This window comes from Halomonas sp. IOP_31 (assembly GCF_021151495.1).
GTDB lineage: Bacteria > Pseudomonadota > Gammaproteobacteria > Pseudomonadales > Halomonadaceae > Modicisalibacter > Modicisalibacter zincidurans.
The window spans coordinates 12,870-29,001 of the sequence record NZ_JAIRBP010000020.1 but is presented as its reverse complement, the minus strand read 5'-3'; the positions used below and the strand labels follow the sequence as shown (position 1 = coordinate 29,001).

Here is a 16,132-nt window from a genome sequence, read left to right as displayed (position 1 = left end):
GTCAGATGAAACGTTTGCGCACGGTTTGCGAAGCCATGTCCAGTACCGTCACGGCGACTATGATCACCAGCATGATCGTGGCGGTCTCGGGGTACTGGAAACCGCGCATGGTCTCCCACAACGACACGCCGATGCCGCCGGCGCCGACCATGCCCAGCACCGTGGCCGAGCGGATGTTCGACTCGAAGCGGTAGAGGCTGACCGAGATCCACAGCGGCAGGACCTGCGGAATCAGGCCGAAGACGATCTCCTCGATGCGCCCGGCGCCGGTAACCCGGATGCCTTCCATGGGGCCGGCCTCGGTGGCTTCGATGGCCTCGGAGAACAGCTTGGCGAGCACGCCGGTGGTATGGATGAACAGCGCCAGCGTGCCAGCGAACGGGCCGAGCCCGACGGCGACCACGAACAGCATGGCGAAGACCAGCTCATTGATGGCGCGGCAGGCATCCATCAGCCGGCGCATCGGCTGGTAGACCCACCAGGGCACGAGATTGTCGGAGGACAGCAGGCTGCACGGCACGGCAAACACGATGGCCAGCAGCGTGCCCCAGATGGCGATCTGGATGGTGACCAGCATCTGATCGATGTAGTAGCCGAGATTGTCGAGGCTGGGCGGCACGAAGTCGCTGGCCAGCGTGGCCATGTTGCCGGCGTTCTCGATCAGCAGCCCGGGTTGCATCTCGGTGCCCTGCCAGGCCCAGCCGAACACGGCCAGGGCAGCGCCCCAGCCGGCCAGATTGAGCCAGCTGCGCTTGCGCTGGGGGCCGGCGGTCATCGAAGGTGTCTGAGTAGTCATGGGGGCTCCGGGCGAAGGGCGCGTGGCCCTTCGCTTCGCTCGCTGGGGTTACTGGGTCGCCATGGCCGTGGTGTTCTGGGCGGCTTCGCGGGCCTGTAAGCGTTCGTCGAGTGACGCCAGCTGGGCATCCAGCTCGGCGAGGCGGGCCTGCCTGTCATCGGCGTCCAGCGAATCATTCGCGGCGACCTGTGCACGCTGCTTGAACAGTTCCAACTGGCGGATCGGCAGCAACTGGCCGTTATCGGACGGCTCGAAGCGTGACCACTGCAGCGAGGCGAGCTTCTCCTTCTGTGCCGGGGTTTCGCCATAGCCCATGAAGAACTCGCGCATGCGTGCCTTGAGGTCCGCGGGCAGGTCCTTGCGCCAGACCAGCGGGTCGGAGGGAATCAGCGGCGATTTCCAGATCACCTTGAGCTGCTCGGCTTTTTCCGGGTTAGTAATCTTGAGGCGCGCCATGCTTTCGGTGTTGAAGGTGGCCACGTCGACCTGCTTGTTGGCCACCGACAGAGCGTTTGTCTCATGGCTTGAGTTCATGGTGCGCTTGAAGGCCTGGGCTGGGTCGATGCCGTTCTTGGCGAAGATGTAGTAGCCCGGTACCAGATAGCCCGAGGTCGAGTTGGGATCGCCGTTGCCGAAGGTCAGCTCGGACGCGTTGGCGAGAATCTCGTCGACGCTGTCATAGGGACTGTCCTTGTTCACGATCATCAGGCTCCAGTAGCCCGGCTGGCCGTTATCGGGCACGGTCTGGGCGAAGATCTCGCCGTTTGCGCGATCGACCGCCTCCATCGCGGACTTGTTGCCGTACCAGGCCAGGTCGATCTTGTCGAAGCGCATGGCCTGGATCACCGCGGCATAGTCGGTGGCGAAGAACGGCTTGACCTCGACACCCAGTGACTCGGACATGTCGGCCAAAAACGGTTTCCACAGCGGCGCCTGGTTCTGGCTCGACTCGGTGGAGATGATGCCGAAATTGAGCGTGTCGTCGGCAGCCAGGGCCTGCTGGCCGATCAGACCAAGGCCGACAACCAGGGGCAGGACCAGACGGCTAAGGGAACGCATTTTCATGTTCGAACTCCTGAATCATGGGTGGTGAAGCGTGGGTTCAGTGTGGATGGCCGGGCAGGCCGTGGCATGGCCTAACCCGCAGCCGCGCGCAGCGTTGCTGGCGGTATGGGCGTGGCTGATGGCCGGTGGAGCTCGTCGAGCCCGGCGTTGTCGTAGAGCGCCCGTAGGCGGACATCGGTGAGTTGGGCAATCGGGCCGTCGTAGTAGAGACGCCCTTGCTTCAGCGCGATCGCTCGCTGGCAGTACTCGCGGGCGTACTCGACCTGATGCAGGGTGATCACGACGGTGCGGCCATCTTCTTCGTTGATGCGCTTGAGTATGTCCATGACTTCGCGAGCGCTGCGTGGATCGAGCGAGGCGATCGGCTCGTCGGCGAGAATCAGCTCGGCTTCCTGCATCAAGGCGCGGGCGATGGCGACGCGCTGCATCTGGCCGCCCGAGAGGGTGTTGGCGCGCTGATCGGCGAGTTCCGCGAGGCCGACACGCTGCAGGGCGCGCAGGGCCATGGCTCGCTCCTCGGCGGAGAAACGCCCTAGCAGGGCCCGCCAGCGCGGCATGCGGCCGAGCCGCCCCACCAGCACGTTGGTGAGGACACTGAGACGTCCGGCCAGGTTGAACTGCTGAAAGATATAACCGGTGCGGCAGCGTTCGACGCGGCTGGCGCTAACGAGCTTTCCAGCGCGCTGGATGTCGCGCCCCAGGACATGAACGCAGCAGCTGCGGTGACGGTTGGCGCGGGTGAGCCCGACCAGATGGCGCATCAGGGTGGACTTGCCCGATCCCGACGGTCCGATGAGTGCGACCCGCTCGCCCTGGCGAATCTCGAAGCCGATATCCTGCAGGACGGGATGATGGCCGAACGTCTTGCTGAGCTGATTTACCGCGATGGTGGTCAGCGACATAACGCCTCCTTGATCTGTTAGGCGCTAGTCTGACGTCGCTATATGAAGGTAGGTTGTCTAGACAATTTCGATTCGATGAAAAGATCGCGGGCGATTACATCACCCCGATGGAAGCCTCTTTTTCATGACCAGATAAAATAACGAGTTACAGGAAATGCTATAAATCTGTTATCCAATTGAAAACTTCGCGTCATAACCGGACCGCTCCAGATACACTCCCTTCTCGGGCGAGCATGGAACAAGCAAATGGATATTCCCCATCAGCGGCTGGTCTACTTTCAGGTGACGATAGAAGCAGGATCTGTGCGCCAGGCCGCGGCGCGCCTGGATATCGCCCCATCTGCGGTCAGTCGCCAGCTTATCCTGATCGAGGCGGCCCTCGGCGCTCCGCTGCTGGAGCGTTCGCGCAATGGCGTGGTGCCGACGGCGGTCGGGGAAATGCTGCTGGCATACTGTCGCAAGCGCTCGGCTCTCGATGATGTCTTCAGTGAAGAACTCGATGCCTACCGGCGCCTGGAAACTGGCCAACTATCTTTGACCGTCGGTGAAGGCTTCGTCGGCGACCTGATCGATACGCCTCTGCGCACCTTTACCGAGCGTTATCGCGGAGTACGTCTAGATGTGAATACGGGGAGCACCAGCGAGATCATCGAATCGGTTGTCGAGGACGAGGCCCATATCGGCTTGATGTACCACGAGCGGGTCCATCCTCGATTGCGCTTCTGGCACTCCAGCCGTCAGCCGCTAATGGCGCTGATGTCGCCGACTCACCTCTTGGCCAGTGCAAAGGAAGCGCTACCCCTGTCAGCGCTCAGCGACCATCCCATGGCCTTGTGGCGTACCGGTCATGGGGTCCGCCAGCTGGTCGATGAGGGATTTCGCGAGGCGGGCCTGCGTCAGCGTGTCAGCATGCAGACCAACTCGCTTGCCGTGCTCAAGCATGCCGCCCGCTCCGAGCTAACCCTCACGCTGTTGCCCGCCTTTGCGGCAGCCCGTGAGTTGGAGGATGGCCTGCTCGTTGCCCGCGACGTGGATTGCGAGCGCTTTCGGCAGGCCCATGCCCATATCATCACTCGAGTCGGCCGGCGCATGCCCAGAGCCGGCCTTCAGTTGCTGCGCCACTTGGAGCGCTGGATGCGGGCCTTCAGCTCGCGGGCCTGAGCACGGCGAAGTTCGGCAGGCCGAATGGTTTCAAGACCTGCGAGCCAGGCCGGCCTGGCTGAGAAAGCGCTGGATCACCCTACGCCGTTGCCATAGCCCATGGCCACGCTGGCAGATATCGCGGTTTCCACCCATACGCTCTGGGTCACGGTGTATTCCTTGAGCCCCTCGACGCCGCTGGAGCGCCCGAACCCACTGTCGCCGAAGCCGCCGAAAGGCGACATGACATTGATCGCCTTGTAGCTGTTGATCCACACCGTGCCTGCCCGCAATCGGGACGCCACACGATGGGCTCGCGCCGGATCCTGGGTCCAGACCGCCCCGGCCAGCCCGAAGCGCGTGGCATTGGCCAGGCGGACGGCATCCTCCTCGGCGTCGAACGGCATGACCACGACCACGGGACCGAACACTTCTTCCTGGGCGATGGCCATGTCCTCCGTGACATCGACGAGCACGGTAGGTGCCAGAAAATAACCGCTGGCCTCTTGCGGCAACCCTTGGGGGCGGTGCCCGCCACAGAGTAACCGGGCCCCCCGTTGTCGTGCCGACTCGATCATCGAGACGATGTGCTGATGCTGCCTTGCATTCTGCACCGGTCCCATCAGGGTTGCCTCGTCGCTGGGCAATCCGACCGCGATCTCGCCAGCCGCCCGGGCCAGCCGCTCACACACCTCGTCGAACGCCTCCCGCTGAACGAGTAAGCGGGACCCTGCAACACAGCTCTGCCCCGCCGCGGCGAAGATAGCCGCCTGAGCGCCGGCCACGGCGTCGTCGTGCCTGGCATCGGCGAACACGATATTGGCCGATTTGCCCCCCAATTCCAGCACGCTCGGAACCAGGCGCTCGGCCCCAGCCTGGGCGATGCGTCGCCCACTCTCGGGGGAGCCGACAAACACCAGTTTGGCGATGCCGGCATGTCCGGTGAGCGCTGCCCCCGTGGTTGGCCCCACGCCATTGACGATGTTGATCAGCCCTCTGGGCAGCCCACTGCGCTCCAGCAACATGGCGACCGCTATCGAGGAGAAGGGGGTCATTTCCGAGGGCTTGAGCACGACCCCATTGCCTGCGGCGATCGCCGGCGCCAGTTGCCAGGCACAGGTGAACATCGGCGCATTCCAGGGCGTGATCTGACCGACGACGCCATAGGGCACATGGCGCACATAGTTGAGGTGCGAGGTGGGTACCGGAATCACTTCGCCATGCTGCTTGTCGCACCAGCCGGCATAGTACTCGAACATCTCGCGGACCTTGTTCACTTCGCCGCGACAATCTCGAATGGGCTTGCCCGCCACGATGCTTTCCAGTTGCGCTAATGTTTCCTCATGCCCGCGCAAGGCCCAGGCGGCTACCGTCATGCGCCTGCCGCGCTCGCTGGCCGTTAACGCCATCCACTCGCGCTGGCCGGCAGTCGCCGCGGCCACGGCACGTTCCACCAAGCTGCCGCCCGCGTCGCGATACCGAATCAAAGGCAGCCCCGTTACCGGATCGAGCAGTTCGATGCTCTCGCCCTGGCCCGCCAGCAACTCTCCGTCCACCCAGTTGCTCAGCGGGAGCTCGGCCTGCATTCCCAGCGCCGTCAGCAGTTCTGCGAGGCGTTCAACGGCCTTGCTGTTGAGGGAGTTCATTGCCCGGCCTCCTGGGTCGAAGTCGCGCCGTCCGCTTGCGCGAGGCGCAAGATCTCGTCCGTCACGTGATTGAAGTCGGCACTGTCGGGCAAGGCGTCAGCATTGGCGTGCCACTGCTCCACGACCCTGCTCAAGAGATCCAGAGACAGCCCCATGCCCGCTGCCGCATCACGCGCCAGGCGCAGGTCCTTACGCATCAGGCCGGTGGTGAAACCGGAATCGAAGGCCGCCGGGAGAACCCACTTGGGGAAATTGACTTCGCTCACGGCGCTGCGGCCGGAACCGCTGTTCAACCCGGCCAGACAAGCCTCGGGGGCCACGCCGGCCCGCATCGCCAACGCGACGGCTTCGGCAGTGGTCAGCAGGTGCGCCGCGCAAAGATAATTGTTGGCCAGCTTGACCACATGGCCGCTGCCGGCCTCTCCCACATGGGTATATCGAGCCGACATCGCCTTGAGCATGGGTTCGACGCGCTCGATCGTCGACGCCTCTCCACCCAGCAGCATGCCGAGGGCTCCCGTGGCAGCGCCCGCGGGTCCGCCGCTGACCGGGGCATCGAGCCACTCGAGACCCGCCTCGACAACCATTTTCGCCAACTCTCGGCTCACCACCGGGTCACTGGTCGAGGTATCGACAATCACGCTGCCCTTCGGCGCCTGTCGCAGAAGGCCAGGAGAGGACTCGATCACTTCCCTGACCTGGGCCGAGGAGGGTAGTGACAGCAGGTAGACGTCGGCCGCTGGCAGCGCTTCCGGACCGACGACCGCAAGCCCACGTGCGGCCATGTTGCGTCGTGCAACCTCCGCTACATCCGTACCAATGACCGTGAAGCCGGCTGTCTGCAGGGTCAGCGCCATATTGCCGCCCATGTGCCCCAAGCCGATCATTACTATGTTCATGGCTACTCCTGGTTTGTACTTGTCTGTGATGAGCCGCCTTTGCTGGTTTTCAGGTAAAAGGGGCCCTGGGCCATGCCCCGGAAGGCATGCCAAGATTCGTCGATTGGTGAAGGAAATCCCGCCTGCCAGCGTTAGCCGAGTAGCGCTCTGGCCAGCGCCGTCCAGTACGCCACGCCGATCGGCGCCAGAGCATCGTTAAAATCGTACTTGGGGTTATGCAGGGACGCGCTGTCCTTGCCGTTACCCAACCAGATGTAGGCCCCGGGGCGTTGCTGAAGCATGAAAGCGAAATCTTCCGACGCCATGGAAGGGGGCAGGTCTCGGTGTACCCGCCGGATGTCCGGCATTGCCTCTAGCACCTCGGCGCAGCGGCTGGCCTCCGCTGGCGTATTGAAAGTGGCCGGGTAGCGCGACTGGTAGTCGACGCTGGCATCCAGACCATGGAAGGTCGCCATGGTCGCAATCGCCTGGCGAAAGCGTGCTTCGAGGTGATCACGCAATTCGGCGTCGAAACAGCGCACGGTGCCGCACAGTTCGACGGTTTCAGGCATGACATTGTAGGCATCCCCGGCATGGAACTGGGTCACGCTCATGACGGCCGTCTGATGAGCCGGTACCTCGCGGCTGACGATGCCCTGCAGTTGGTTGACCAGCTGGCATGCCGCTAGCACCACATCCTTGCCCAGATGGGGCATGGCGGCATGGCATCCGCTACCGGTGAGTTTCACGGTAAACACATCGAATGCCGCCATCACCGCCGCATCGTGCACGGCGGCCTCGCCGACCGCCATGCCCGGCCAGTTATGAACCCCGTAGACGGCCTCCATCGGGAAGCGCTCGAACAGCCCTTCCTCGACCATGACGCGACCACCACCCTCGTTTTCCTCCGCCGGCTGGAAGATGAAATAGACGCGGCCCGCGAAGTCAGGATCCTCGGCCAGTGCACAGGCGGCTCCCAGCAGCATGGTGGTATGCCCATCATGACCACAGGCGTGCATCTTGCCCGGTCTCTGGGAAGCATGGGCGAAGGTGTTGGCTTCGCTCACGTCCAGCGCATCGATATCGGCTCTGAGCCCGATGGCCCGGCCGCCGCCATGACGGCCATCGACCCAGGCTACGACGCCTGTGCCGCCACCCAGCCCGGTGGCCTTCTCGATCCCCGCGGCATCAAGTATCCCGGCAATGCGAGCGCTAGTGCGATGTTCTTCGAAGGCGGTCTCCGGCTGGCGATGAAACGCATGACGCCATTCGCGCAGGGTCTCCGAATTGATGATCGACATGGCATTCTCCCTGTTGCAGTCACATCGGTTACAGCAGCGCCTGGGCCACCACAGCCGAGCCGATGAAGGTGCCGGTGAACACCAGCAGCGACACGATGACCAGCTTCCAGCCGACCTGTCGGAACATGGTGAATTCACGTGGCGAGAGCGCCAGGCCCGCGTAGGCCAGCACCGGGGTCACGATGGCGAGGAAATTCACCGGTTCGAGCTGCTCGACGATCCAGGCGCTGCCCGGGAACCAAGGCAGGGTCAAGACGATGCTGACCAGCGAGACCCAGGCAACGCCCGGCAGATAGAAGGGGGCGAGACGCGTGATGGCCAGGCCCAGCATGGTCATGGCGTAGAGGATCACCATGCCCGGCAGCGCCGCCAACAATGAACCGCCGTTGATGATATTGCTGATCCAGGCGACCACACAGACCACCGCCATGACGATTGCGGTCTGACCAAGGTGATGCTCGGGGCGTTCCTCGTCACTGACCGTGGTGGCGAAGTTCGGCTCCATCGTGGCCTTGGCACCGACGGAGTGTGCCACTCGGGATCCTGCGCACCACTTGTAGATGCGTTCGGCCAACGGCAAGGCAATGAACAGCGAGATATACAGGCCAGTGGCATAGGTCAGCAGGTTGCTGGCGCCCGCGAAAGCCAACAGCTCATCACGCAGCTCCGGCAAGGCGCCGACTATGGCTCCCGAGCAGGCCGCCACCATGCTGCCACTGCCCACACCACAAGCCATCGCCAGGGCGCGCGGATCGAAGATATCCAGCGTCGTCAGATAACCTGCCATTAGCGCGAACCATAGCGTGCCGAACATGGTTCCCACGACGTAGACACCCATGACGCCGATGCCTTCCGGCCCCTTCAGGCCGTATTTGTCGGAGATGATGGCGATATTGGGTTCACGCGCAATGGAATAGGTGGCGCCGATGGCTTCGCGTCCCATTTTCAGCACGATCACCGCAAACGGCATGGCCAGCAGCATCGTGCCCAGATTGCCTAATTCCTGAAGAATCAGGGCCGGCCCGGCGTTGATGATTTGATCGATAGCCGGCCCGATCGTGGATCCGAAGCGGGCAATGAACGGCATGATCGATAACAGAATGATGGGAGCGGCCGCTTCACTCAGTTTTACCGGCACCAGGCGGGATGTGACCGAAAAAAGATGAGGGTTAAGCAAGAGCCCGATGATGAAGGCATAGAATAGCGGCAATAGCAGTAAGGTTCCGGGACCGAGAGGGATCTTGATGATGCCGATGGCTTCGGAGAGCAGGGCTGCGACAACCACGATGCCATGCAAGCGCCAGTCGAGGAGCATAGAGAGTTTCATGCGAGTGTCCTGTTGTTGTAATTGCGGCAACGACGGCTCGGGCCGGAGGTAGGCAGAACCATTACCGTCGCTTCGAGTATCGAAGGCGGGCGCGTTCTAATGAAAGGTTGACGGTGTTCTGTTTTTTAGAGGTAAAGATCCTGGATACGCTCGCAACCGGTCATGTCGGTCTGGCTGGCTACCCGTGATCTGGTGCCAGTCGATGCACGCGCCCGTCACCGATCGCATGTTCGATCGCGTGCATGCCTGGGGTAACTCTATTGGTCATCTCGGTGGTGAAGTGAGCATCAGCGGCGGGTTCGGTCATCGCGACGCGATAACGTCGACGTTGACCCGCGTGCCGGCATAATCGTCGTTGGCGACCCGACTGCAGAGTTCGCTCCACTGGCAATCGATGCAGGCACGCCGCGTGGTGCCGTCGCGGAAGGCGGCGCGCAGCCCTTGCAGCAGTGCCGGCTCGAGCGTCAGCGTGTCGCCGGGGCGCAGCGATCTGCCGAGCAACGAGCCGAGATCTTCCAGCGCGGTGGCGTCGCGCCGGGCCACGCTTTGCCGGTGGCAATGAGTGGCCCCGGCCGCGGCCCCGGGCGACAGCAACGGCGCGCAGATGGCGTCCGGGCCGGTCACCAGCCGAACGGACTCGCCTCGGGAGAGCCGTTCGGCGATGGCGTCGTAGTTGGCGACGAATGCGGCGCTATAGCCCTTGCCGACGTAGGTCTGCAGGCAGAGCAGGTGATGCGCGCGCAGTCGGATCGTCACGCGTCACCGCGTAGCCGGTTGCGGTCTTGCTCCCGCTCGAGCAGCTTGAGCGTCACTGCGCCCAGCGCCGACTTGAGCACGCCGCCGACGAGAAACGGTGTTACGCCCAGCGCGATAGCCTGCTGCGGTCCGATCAGCGCCGCCAGCCATGCCGCGCCGATGATCAGGCAGGCCAGGTTGCCGAGCAGCATGTTGACGAAGGCTAGCCACGGGCGACGACCGTTCCAGCCGCGCTGCGCCAGCCATCCGGCCAGCGCGGCGCACAGCGGGAACGCAACCAGGTAACCGGCGGTCGGCCCGACGAAGGCCACCCAGCCGCCGTTGCCACCGGCGAGTACCGGCAGCCCCACTGCCGCCTGGCCGAGCCACGTCATCACCGTCAATGCCCCGAGCCGCCAGCCATAGAGCGCGCCGATCAGCATCACGGCGAAGGTCTGCAGGGTGACCGGCACCGGAATCATCGGCACGGACACATAGGAAGAGAGCGTCAGCAGCAAGCTGCCCAGTACCACTGCGGCGAACTTCCAGGCGCCGGATCGTGCGGAGAGACCAAGCGGGCCATTGGCGGAGAGCTGTGTGGCTGATCGTGCGTCGTTCATGCTCTCAGTTACCTTTATGGTATTTTAAAAGTTGACTGTTGAACTTTAGCCGCAGAACCCTACCGAATTCAATCGGCGATTATCGGTGAAGACGATTTGCTAAGAGGGCTGGCCGGTTGCCCCGCCCGTGAAGAGCCTCTACCGTAACCAGCGTCGTTGGTTGAGGTAGCTCTCGTGACCGCTCGCGCCATCCTTTATCTATGTGTCGTCGTCCTGCTGTTCGCCGGCAACCTGCTGGTGGGCAAGCTGGCCACGGCGAGCCTGCCGCCGCTGACGCTGGCCCTGGCGCGAATGCTGGTGGCCTTCATCGCCGTGTCGGCGCTCTTCGGTCGTGCGGCATGGCAGCAGCGCGAGGCGCTGCGTCGGCAGGCCAAGGCGTTGACGGCGATGGCGATCACCGGGATGGCGCTGTTCAACGCCACCCTCTACTCCGCATTGCAGACGAGCGAGCCCACCAACGTGGCGGTGCTGGAGAGCATGATCCCGGCCGTGACGGCGCTGGTCATGGCGCTGTTCTTCCGCGAGCGGCTGGGCGGCGTGAAATGGGCGGGCATCGCCATGTCGGCGTTTGGCGCGGCCTGGGTGATCACGGACGGCGAGCCGCTGGGTATCCTGTATCGTCTTCAGGTGGGCGATGCGTTCGTGGGCGGCGCCGTGGCTTCCTGGGTGCTCTACATGCTGGCGGTTCGCCAATGGCTGGGGCGGATTCCCTTCTATGCCTCGCTGGTGCCGATGACCGGTATCGCGGTGGCGTGTCTCGCCCCGCTGGCGCTGCTGGAAAACTGGTTGCTGGATACCATGTGGCACCTCGATGGCGCCTCGTTGGCAACGGTGCTGTATCTGGGAATCGGCCCCTCGCTGATTGCACTGGTCTGCTACAACCGCGCCTTGCTGCTGGTCGGGCCGAGCCGCACCGCGACCTCGCTCAATCTGCTGCCGGTGGCGACCATGCTCCTGGGCTACTGGCTGCTGGGTACGCCCATCACGCCCAGCCAGATCGTCGGCGCGGCAGTGACGATCGTGGGTGTTTCGCTGGTCACGCTCAATCTGCCGCGAGGCTGGTAAAGGGCAAGCGCGGAGCGGCCGTGCCAGGACGCGTTTCAGTCGTCGCTCAATTTCCGCGAGGCGGGAGTGACGCGCTTCGTCGAGGTGGCCTGGCGGCTGGTGCCGAAGCGTGCGGCGTGCCGCCTCGCACCGCGCAGTCGACCCCTTCGGCGATCAGGTCGACGAGCCGGTCGCCGCTGGTGACGACCAGTTCCAGGCGAGGGTAGCGAGCGTGGAAGTCATCGATGCGCGGCAGCACGATCCGGCTGGCGTGAATGCCGTGGAGTTCGACGCGCAATACACCGGCGGGATTGCTCGCCACCGGTTGCAGGATCGCTTCGGCGTCCTCGAGTTCCGCCAAAAGCTGCACACAACGCTCATGGTACGCCGCGCCTTCCGATGTCGGACGCACTGGAGAAACGCCAATACTCTCATGGCGCACGTTGGTAAGTGCTGTTCATTCCCGCTTTCAATCCGTGCTACGGAGACATCGAATCATGACCCACGCTACGCAGAAAGTCGCCCTGGTGACCGGCGCCTCTCGCGGTATCGGCCGCGCCATCGCACAAAAGCTCGCCGCCGACGGCTTTGCCGTGGTGGTCAACTATGCAGGCAGCGCTTCCCTCGCCGAGCAGGCCGTGGCCGATATCGAGGCCAATGGCGGCCGGGCGCTGGCGGTTCAGGCCGACATCGCCGACCCGGATGCGGTGGAGCGCTTGTTCGCGCAGGCGCTGGAGACGTTCGGGCGGCTCGACGTGGTGGTCAACAATGCCGGCATCCTGCAGATGGCAAGGATCACTACCGACAATGTCGGGCTTCTCGACAAGACGCTTTTGACTAACCTGCGCGGCAGCTGGCTGGTGATGGCGAAAGCCGCCGAAGTGCTCGAGGAGGGCGGCCGCATCATCGCGCTCTCTTCCTCGGTGCTGGGGAAATCGTTCCCCGGGTACGGCGCCTATATCGCCAGCAAGGCCGGCGTCGAGGGGCTGGTGAAGGTGCTGGCCAACGAGCTGCGTGGCCGGAAGATCGCGGTCAATGGCGTGGCGCCGGGGCCGGTGGCCACCGAGCTGTTCTTCACCGGCAAGAGCGAGGAGCAGGTCCAGTCGATCGCCAACCTGGCGCCGTTCGAGCGTCTGGGTCAGCCCGATGAAATCGCCGATGCCGTGGCGTTTCTGGCCGGGCCGCAGGGCGGCTGGGTCAATGGCCAGATCCTGCGCGTCAACGGCGGCATGGTCTGAAACCGATCTTTTCGAGGATAGAAACAATGCCATTTGCCAACTACAAGTTTCCCGAGGGCATCCTGGATCACGCCCGCAAGGAAGAGATCGTCCACCGCACCACCGACCTGTTCGTCGAGTATTTCGGCGAGGCGGTGCGCCCCTACACCATGGTGCTGGTGGAGGAGGTCGCCGATGGAGGCTGGGGGCGCGCCGATGAGACCCTGACGCTGGAAAAGAGGGGATTGCCGCCCAGGAGAACGTGACCCGCGCCCGCCAGACCACGCCGCTGGCGTTTAGGGGTATTAAGACCACCATCACGTCATTCGCTACGGTCGCGCGCCCGACGCGCCTGCAACACCAGCCATCCCCCGATCGTCGCGGCCACGATGCCGGCAGCGGCACCCACCGCCATGGCCCAACGCGGGCCGGCCTGATCGGCTATCCAGCCGACGATGGGGGCGCCGATGGGCGTGCCGCCCATGGTGACGGCGATGCGCAGGGCCATGATCCGACCGCGCATCGAGGGTTCCGTGGAGAGTTGCATGAGCGCGGTGGCAGCGGTCATGAAGGTCAGTGCGGAAAGACCGATGACCGCCAGCGCCGCGGCGAACAGGTATTCGTTGGGGGCGAACGCCGCCGCTGCGCAAAAAATGCCGAAGCTCAGGGTGGTGAGGCACAGCAGGCGCACCCGCGGGCGCTCGCGGCGGGCGGCCAGCAGCGCGCCGATCACCGAGCCGACCGCCAGGCAGGAGGTCAAAAGCCCGTATTGGCCCGCGTCGCCGTGAAAGACGCTGACCGACATGGTCGAGATGTAGATCGGGAAGTTGAAGCCGAAAGTGCCGATCAGGAATAGCATCAGCAGCATTGCCATCAGGTCCCGGCGCCGCCAGACGTAGCGGAAGCCCTCGGTCAGGTCGCCGGCCTTGCGCGGCGGGCGCGCGGCGGCATGCAGTTCCTGGACGCGCAACAGGCACAGCGACCCGAGTACGGTGGCGAAGGAGACCGCGTTGATCAGGAACACCCAGCCGGTGCCGACGGCGGCGATCAGCAGCCCGGCCACGGCGGGGCCGACCATGCGGGCGGCGTTGAACGAGGTCGAGTTGAGCGCCACCGCGTTGGAGAGGTACTGCTCGCCGACCAGGTCGTTGACGAAGGTCTGTCGCGCCGGCGCATCGAAGGCGCTGACGCAGCCCAGGCCCAGGGCGAAGGCGTAGACCTGCCACAGCGTGACCACGCCGCTGACGGTCACCAGCCCGAGCCCCAGCGCCAGGAGGCCGAGCAGGGCCTGGGTGAGCATGATCAGGCGGCGGCGATCGACATGGTCGGCCGCATAGCCGGTCAGCGGCAGCAGCAGCAGTTGCGGCCCGAACTGCAGGGCCATGGTGATGCCCACGGCACTGGCGTTGTGATCGGTGAGTACGGTGAGTACCAGCCAGTCCTGAGCGACACGCTGCATCCAGGTGCCGACGTTGGAGACCAGCGCGCCGGCGGCCCAGACCCGATAGTTGTAGATACGCAGCGAGCGGAAGAGGCGGGTGTCGCTCATGCGTGGCGAGACCCGCGGTTGGCGGGGGCGCCGTCATGGGAACGAAGGCAGCTCGCCGGCCGGGTGTCGCGGTGAATGACGATCATGGGAGGCAGCATGACTCCTTGTCTCGGACGCCGGTCGCGTCTCTGCGATCGGGCACGTCGATGCCGGCGATCGCCATGCCCGGGGCAAGCGTTCGTCAGCGATGGTTGGCATTCGTTTCCAGACTAACAGATTGGCTGGCGGAACGGAGAAGCGTGCCATAACGTGGAATGAAATCTCCGCTTCCATGAAAGGGGTATCGGCATGGCCGAAGAAATGCTTTCCAACATCTACCGGGACTACATCGCCTGCCTCAATGAGCAGGAGTGGGCGAATCTGGGCGCGTTCGTCGCTGACGACGTACACCACAATGGCCGGCGGCTCGGGCTCTCGGGTTATCGCGAGATGCTGGAGAGGGATTTCGACGCCATCCCCGATCTGCATTTCGAGATTCAGTTGCTGATCGCCGACTCGCAGAATGTCGCGAGCCGTTTGGGCTTTCATTGCACGCCCATGGGGGGGGCTCGGGCTGCCGGTGAACGGCAGGAAAGTGCGCTTCACCGAGAATGTTTTCTACATTTTCGAGAACGCAAGGATCGCTCGGGTATGGTCGATTGTCGATAAGCTGGCGATCGAGGCTCAGCTTTAAAACGGCGGTGCCTTGCGCGCTTTCTGGGTCCTCGCCGCTTCCACCCACCAGCCCAGGTCGTCGGCGAAACGGCCGAAGGCTTTCTCCAGTGACTGGCCGGCATCGCCGGTGGGGTTGCCGTCGGCGTCCAGCGTCCGGGTGATCGGGCCGACGGTGACCTGGCTGGAAATGACCACCATGCCCATCTCGGCCAATGTGCCGTGCCACAGCAGGCCGGCGCGTGCGCCGCCGAGACGTCCGGCCGAGTAGCTGACAATGCCGGCCGGGCGCCAGAACCACTCCTCCAGGAAGTGATCGGTGAGGTTCTTGAGCCCGGGTTGCATGCCCCAGTTGTATTCGCCGGTGACGAAGACGAAGCCGTCTGCTTGGCGAATCTTGCCAGCCAGGCTTTCCATCGCTTCCGGCGCCTCGCCCTGCGGATACTCCTTGTACATGCGATCCAGCATCGGCAGCTCGACCTGCTGGGCGTCGACCAGTTCGGCATCACAGCCGCGCGCCTGCAGGGTGCGTACGGCATAGTCGGCCAGGCGGATGCCGGTGCGGTCGGAACGATAGGATCCGTAGAACACGAGGATGCGGTCGGGCATGGAGTGACTCCTGGTTCGTCGTTCGGGCGGACAGCGGATGGTGTAGAGCCTTCAGGACATAGTAGCTCCATAACCTGACTGTGAGCGTCTCGTCCGGGAACGAAGGTTCGCCAGGTTGCTTGTCTTCTCGGGCAGCGACAGCGCCATGTGAGCCGCGCTTTGTCAGCCAGCCCTGATCCGGGGGTTACAAACCCAGCCAGCTACGCAGCTTTTGACCGGCAGAGGAGGACTGGTCGGTCGTGCCCCGGTTGGTTTTGCCTGACAGCCGGGCCGTGGCGAGCTTGAGCGGCGACATGATCGCCTCGAGATGATGCTGGCAGAGCCGGTGATTGACCGAAGCGGGGCATTGCGCCATCAGCAGACCGCAGTGATAGATGGCGGTATCCAGCGCTTGGCTTACCCCCGTGAAGGGAGTGGCCTCCTGGCGGCAGCGGCGCAGTTCACCGGAGAGCATTTGCAGCATCTGCGCATCCAGCCAGCATGGCGTGTCGTCCGCCCTCGACGAGGCCGCTACCGAGGCCTGGATGGCCTGAAAGGAGACATGCAGAAAGACACAGGTGTAATACAGCTGGGAGCGTTCTGCGTTCATGGGGCACCATAGCCATCAACAATGAGACTGATTCGCATTTTTGTTGAAAGGCGGCCTGCTGTC

Annotated in this window: 18 protein-coding genes and 1 pseudogene; 6 read left to right on the top strand and 13 right to left on the bottom strand. The window is 63.9% G+C overall.

The window, feature by feature from the left end; translation table 11 throughout:
* Position 1: 1 nt before the first annotated feature.
* The 3 genes from phnE to phnC all read right to left on the bottom strand — a co-directional run bounded on the left by phnE (position 2) and on the right by phnC (position 2,763).
* Complete coding sequence (phnE, locus tag K7I12_RS11345; RefSeq protein ID WP_031384080.1) at positions 2 to 796, bottom strand: phosphonate ABC transporter, permease protein PhnE; 795 nt, start codon at positions 794 to 796, stop codon at positions 2 to 4.
* Positions 797 to 844: 48 nt separating this feature from the next.
* The gene (gene phnD / locus K7I12_RS11340; protein ID WP_031384079.1) at positions 845 to 1,861 is read right to left on the bottom strand and encodes a phosphonate ABC transporter substrate-binding protein; all 1,017 of its coding nucleotides are present in this window, start codon (positions 1,859 to 1,861) and stop codon (positions 845 to 847) included.
* Positions 1,862 to 1,932: 71 nt separating this feature from the next.
* Complete coding sequence (phnC, locus tag K7I12_RS11335) at positions 1,933 to 2,763, bottom strand: phosphonate ABC transporter ATP-binding protein (protein ID WP_231664173.1); 831 nt, start codon at positions 2,761 to 2,763, stop codon at positions 1,933 to 1,935.
* A gap of 246 nt (positions 2,764 to 3,009) precedes the next feature.
* On the opposite strand from phnC, the gene K7I12_RS11330 reads away from it, so the two are divergent.
* Positions 3,010 to 3,924, top strand: a complete 915-nt coding sequence (locus K7I12_RS11330; RefSeq protein ID WP_231664172.1) for a LysR family transcriptional regulator — start codon at positions 3,010 to 3,012, stop codon at positions 3,922 to 3,924.
* Positions 3,925 to 3,998: 74 nt separating this feature from the next.
* Here the strand turns inward: K7I12_RS11330 and K7I12_RS11325 are convergent, their stop codons facing one another.
* The 6 genes from K7I12_RS11325 to K7I12_RS11300 all read right to left on the bottom strand — a co-directional run bounded on the left by K7I12_RS11325 (position 3,999) and on the right by K7I12_RS11300 (position 10,410).
* Positions 3,999 to 5,549, bottom strand: a complete 1,551-nt coding sequence (locus K7I12_RS11325) for an aldehyde dehydrogenase family protein (protein ID WP_231664171.1) — start codon at positions 5,547 to 5,549, stop codon at positions 3,999 to 4,001.
* Entirely contained in the window at positions 5,546 to 6,448 is a 903-nt protein-coding gene (locus K7I12_RS11320; protein ID WP_231664170.1) for an NAD(P)-dependent oxidoreductase, read from the bottom strand. Before K7I12_RS11320 ends, K7I12_RS11325 begins: the two co-directional genes overlap by 4 nt.
* Before the next feature lie 131 nt (positions 6,449 to 6,579).
* Entirely contained in the window at positions 6,580 to 7,728 is a 1,149-nt protein-coding gene (locus K7I12_RS11315; protein ID WP_231664169.1) for a M20 aminoacylase family protein, read from the bottom strand.
* Between the two features lie 28 nt (positions 7,729 to 7,756).
* Positions 7,757 to 9,055, bottom strand: coding sequence for a DUF3100 domain-containing protein (locus K7I12_RS11310; protein WP_231664168.1), 1,299 nt, complete (start codon positions 9,053 to 9,055; stop codon positions 7,757 to 7,759).
* A gap of 303 nt (positions 9,056 to 9,358) precedes the next feature.
* Complete coding sequence (locus K7I12_RS11305) at positions 9,359 to 9,811, bottom strand: DUF1284 domain-containing protein (protein ID WP_231664166.1); 453 nt, start codon at positions 9,809 to 9,811, stop codon at positions 9,359 to 9,361.
* A complete protein-coding gene (locus tag K7I12_RS11300) occupies positions 9,808 to 10,410 on the bottom strand; it encodes a biotin transporter BioY (protein WP_231664165.1) in 603 nt (200 codons plus the stop codon). The genes K7I12_RS11305 and K7I12_RS11300 overlap by 4 nt, the downstream gene beginning before the upstream one ends.
* 174 nt (positions 10,411 to 10,584) lie before the next feature.
* Here K7I12_RS11300 and K7I12_RS11295 point away from each other — a divergent pair, with 174 nt between their 5' ends.
* A complete protein-coding gene (locus K7I12_RS11295) occupies positions 10,585 to 11,475 on the top strand; it encodes a DMT family transporter (RefSeq protein ID WP_231664164.1) in 891 nt (296 codons plus the stop codon).
* Positions 11,476 to 11,521: 46 nt separating this feature from the next.
* On the opposite strand, the gene K7I12_RS11290 is transcribed toward K7I12_RS11295, so the two are convergent.
* Complete coding sequence (locus tag K7I12_RS11290) at positions 11,522 to 11,824, bottom strand: LysR substrate-binding domain-containing protein (RefSeq protein WP_231664163.1); 303 nt, start codon at positions 11,822 to 11,824, stop codon at positions 11,522 to 11,524.
* A 127-nt stretch (positions 11,825 to 11,951) separates the two neighbouring features.
* Here K7I12_RS11290 and K7I12_RS11285 point away from each other — a divergent pair, with 127 nt between their 5' ends.
* Together K7I12_RS11285 and K7I12_RS11280 are read left to right on the top strand one after the other, a co-directional pair.
* On the top strand, positions 11,952 to 12,692 hold the full coding sequence (locus tag K7I12_RS11285) for an SDR family oxidoreductase (protein ID WP_031384065.1): 741 nt from the start codon (positions 11,952 to 11,954) through the stop codon (positions 12,690 to 12,692).
* Positions 12,693 to 12,718: 26 nt separating this feature from the next.
* Entirely contained in the window at positions 12,719 to 12,937 is a 219-nt protein-coding gene (locus K7I12_RS11280) for a tautomerase family protein (protein ID WP_231664162.1), read from the top strand.
* Between the two features lie 56 nt (positions 12,938 to 12,993).
* On the opposite strand, the gene K7I12_RS11275 is transcribed toward K7I12_RS11280, so the two are convergent.
* Complete coding sequence (locus tag K7I12_RS11275) at positions 12,994 to 14,220, bottom strand: MFS transporter (protein ID WP_231664161.1); 1,227 nt, start codon at positions 14,218 to 14,220, stop codon at positions 12,994 to 12,996.
* Between the two features lie 288 nt (positions 14,221 to 14,508).
* On the opposite strand from K7I12_RS11275, the pseudogene K7I12_RS11270 reads away from it, so the two are divergent.
* Together K7I12_RS11270 and K7I12_RS11265 are read left to right on the top strand one after the other, a co-directional pair.
* Positions 14,509 to 14,733 (top strand): annotated as a pseudogene (locus tag K7I12_RS11270) (ester cyclase); the annotation flags it as partial.
* Positions 14,723 to 14,893 (top strand): ester cyclase, encoded by a 171-nt coding sequence (locus tag K7I12_RS11265; protein ID WP_231664160.1) that lies wholly within the window; start codon positions 14,723 to 14,725, stop codon positions 14,891 to 14,893. The pseudogene K7I12_RS11270 and the gene K7I12_RS11265, both read left to right, overlap by 11 nt.
* Here K7I12_RS11265 and K7I12_RS11260 read toward each other — a convergent pair.
* Positions 14,890 to 15,480 (bottom strand): NADPH-dependent FMN reductase, encoded by a 591-nt coding sequence (locus K7I12_RS11260; protein WP_231664158.1) that lies wholly within the window; start codon positions 15,478 to 15,480, stop codon positions 14,890 to 14,892. The genes K7I12_RS11265 and K7I12_RS11260 overlap by 4 nt on opposite strands.
* A 184-nt stretch (positions 15,481 to 15,664) precedes the next feature.
* Positions 15,665 to 16,069, bottom strand: coding sequence for a hypothetical protein (locus K7I12_RS11255; RefSeq protein WP_231664157.1), 405 nt, complete (start codon positions 16,067 to 16,069; stop codon positions 15,665 to 15,667).
* Positions 16,070 to 16,132 lie beyond the last annotated feature (63 nt).

Excerpts from the sequence above, each read along its gene's own strand:
- K7I12_RS11300 (WP_231664165.1), bottom strand. The coding sequence starts at position 10,410 with ATGAACGACGCACGATCAGCCACACAGCTCTCCGCCAATGGCCCGCTT.
- K7I12_RS11320 (WP_231664170.1), bottom strand. The coding sequence starts at position 6,448 with ATGAACATAGTAATGATCGGCTTGGGGCACATGGGCGGCAATATGGCG.
- K7I12_RS11275 (WP_231664161.1), bottom strand. The coding sequence starts at position 14,220 with ATGAGCGACACCCGCCTCTTCCGCTCGCTGCGTATCTACAACTATCGG.
- K7I12_RS11255 (WP_231664157.1), bottom strand. The coding sequence starts at position 16,069 with ATGAACGCAGAACGCTCCCAGCTGTATTACACCTGTGTCTTTCTGCAT.
- K7I12_RS11285 (WP_031384065.1), top strand. The coding sequence starts at position 11,952 with ATGACCCACGCTACGCAGAAAGTCGCCCTGGTGACCGGCGCCTCTCGC.
- K7I12_RS11330 (WP_231664172.1), top strand. The coding sequence starts at position 3,010 with ATGGATATTCCCCATCAGCGGCTGGTCTACTTTCAGGTGACGATAGAA.
- K7I12_RS11315 (WP_231664169.1), bottom strand. The coding sequence starts at position 7,728 with ATGTCGATCATCAATTCGGAGACCCTGCGCGAATGGCGTCATGCGTTT.
- phnD (WP_031384079.1), bottom strand. The coding sequence starts at position 1,861 with ATGAAAATGCGTTCCCTTAGCCGTCTGGTCCTGCCCCTGGTTGTCGGC.
- K7I12_RS11310 (WP_231664168.1), bottom strand. The coding sequence starts at position 9,055 with ATGAAACTCTCTATGCTCCTCGACTGGCGCTTGCATGGCATCGTGGTT.
- K7I12_RS11260 (WP_231664158.1), bottom strand. The coding sequence starts at position 15,480 with ATGCCCGACCGCATCCTCGTGTTCTACGGATCCTATCGTTCCGACCGC.
- K7I12_RS11265 (WP_231664160.1), top strand. The coding sequence starts at position 14,723 with ATGTCGCGAGCCGTTTGGGCTTTCATTGCACGCCCATGGGGGGGGCTC.
- phnE (WP_031384080.1), bottom strand. The coding sequence starts at position 796 with ATGACTACTCAGACACCTTCGATGACCGCCGGCCCCCAGCGCAAGCGC.
- phnC (WP_231664173.1), bottom strand. The coding sequence starts at position 2,763 with ATGTCGCTGACCACCATCGCGGTAAATCAGCTCAGCAAGACGTTCGGC.
- K7I12_RS11325 (WP_231664171.1), bottom strand. The coding sequence starts at position 5,549 with ATGAACTCCCTCAACAGCAAGGCCGTTGAACGCCTCGCAGAACTGCTG.
- K7I12_RS11280 (WP_231664162.1), top strand. The coding sequence starts at position 12,719 with ATGCCATTTGCCAACTACAAGTTTCCCGAGGGCATCCTGGATCACGCC.